Genomic DNA, 2154 nt, shown 5'->3' on the forward strand with positions numbered 1-2154 from the left:
GCTCGGTGACGACGATCCGGTTCACCTCGGCCGGCGGGCCGACGTTCGTCGACCTGAAACCCGTCTCGGTCCAGGGCATCTGGCTCAACGGTGACCCCATCGACCCGGACACCCTGGAGAAGGGCCGTCTCCCGATCACGACGCAGGAGGGCCCGAACGAGCTGGTCGCCGAGGCCACCATGCCGTTCCGCAACGACGGCGAGGGGCTGCACCGCAGCATCGACCCGGCAGACGGCAGGGCGTACGTCTACGGGATGTGCTTCATGGACGCCGCCCCGACGATCTTCGCCTGCTTCGACCAGCCCGATCTGAAGGCGCCCTACACCTTCCACGTCACCGCACCGGTCGACTGGACGGTCGTCGGCAACGCGCCGGGCACGCAGACCGGCCCCGGGGTCTGGGAGCTGGAGCGGAGCCAGCCGCTCTCGACGTACTTCGTCACGCTCGTCGCCGGTCCGTGGCACATGATCCACGACGAGCACGACGGCATCCCGCTCTCGTTGAGCTCGCGCCAGAGCATCGCCGCCGACCTGGACAAGGACGCGGAGGAGCTCTTCACCCTCACCAAGCAGTGCTTCGACGAGTTCCACCGGCTCTTCGGCATCCGCTATCCGTTCGGGAACTACCACCAGGCGTTCGTGCCGGAGTTCAACGCCGGTGCGATGGAGAACCCGGGGTGCGTGACCTTCCGGGACCCGCTCATCTTCACCAGCCGGGTCACCCGCGGCATGCGGATCCAGCGAGCCACCACGGTCGCCCACGAGATGGCCCACCAGTGGTTCGGCGACCTGGTCACGCCGCAGTGGTGGGACGACCTGTGGCTCAACGAGTCGTTCGCGGAGTACATGGGCAACCGGGTCACCGCCGAGGTCACCGAGTACGCCGACGCCTGGGCCGACATGTCCTACGCCCGCCGCCAGTGGGGGCTGACCGCCGACCAGCGCGGGTCGACGCACTCGGTGGCCGGCAACGGGGCCGAGGACGCCGTCTCGGCGCTGCAGAACTTCGACGGCATCTCCTACTCCAAGGGCTCCGCGATCCTGCGCCAGCTCGCCGCGTCGCTGGGCGACGACGTCTTCTTCGCCGGGGCGATCGACCACTTCACCCGCCACCGGTTCGGCAACGCGACGATGCACGACCTCTTCCGGTCCTGGGACGCCGCTGCCGCCGAGGCCGGCATCGAGTTCGACCTCGACACCTTCACCTCCCAGTGGCTCCTCACCGCCGGTCCCGACACGCTCTCGTGGGACCCGGTCAAGATGGTCGTCAACCGCACCGCCCCCGCCAAGCACCCCGCGAACCGCTCGCACACCTTCCGCGCAGCCGTCCTCAACGGCACCCGGTGGACCACCGAGGAGATCACGGTGACCGGCGATCGTACGCCGCTGCAGGTGGCGGCCAACGCCGTCGTGCTCGACCCCTACGACGACACCTGGGCCTCGTCCATCCCCGACTGGGAGACGGTGCAGGCACTCAAGGGCGCGCTGCCCGCGATCACCGACGACGGCCTGCGCGCGGGCGTGTGGAACAACCTTCGCAGCGCCTGGTTCAACGCCGCGGTCGACCCCGCTGACGTCATCGACATCGCGGAGGCCTCGCTGCCGATCGAGGATCTCGAGGACACCCCACGGCGCACCATGCCCTGGCTCTTCGGCCTGGTGGTGCCGCTGGCTCCCGCCGGCGCCCGCGAGCGGCTCCATGACGCGGCGATCCGCAAGCTCGAGGAGACGGTGCCCGGCTCCGAGCTGCAGCTGTCCGCCTACCGCGCCGCGATCCGATCGGCTGTCTCTGAGACCCTGCTGCGCTCCTGGCTCGACACCCCACCTGAGGGCATCGAGACCGACATCGACCTACGCTGGCGCGTCTTGGCCAAGCTCGCCGAGAACGGGTTCGCCACCCGCGAGGAGCTGCGGGCCGCGTACGACGCCGAGCCGGCCAACGAGGCCCGCATCCACCTCACCGGCGCCCTGGTGAGCATCCCCGACGCGGAGGCCAAGACGTACGGCTGGTCCGTCTTCACCGGCGAGACCGACCTGCCCAACTACGACATCCTGGCCGCCGGTCGCGCCTTCTGGACCGGGCCGGCCGAGCTCACCGAGGGTTATGTCGAGCGCTACTTCGCCGAGCTGTCCGCCACCGCCGAGAAGCGCTCCG

At 69.8% G+C, this 2154-nt stretch carries 1 protein-coding gene; it reads left to right on the forward strand.

The features are described from left to right. On the forward strand, positions 1–2154 hold a 2154-nt coding region (gene pepN / locus ACRDPS_RS13055), incomplete at both ends, for an aminopeptidase N (protein ID WP_431502074.1).

The sequence above is a fragment of the Nocardioides sp. genome (assembly GCF_050699375.1).
In the GTDB taxonomy this organism is placed as follows: domain Bacteria; phylum Actinomycetota; class Actinomycetes; order Propionibacteriales; family Nocardioidaceae; genus Nocardioides.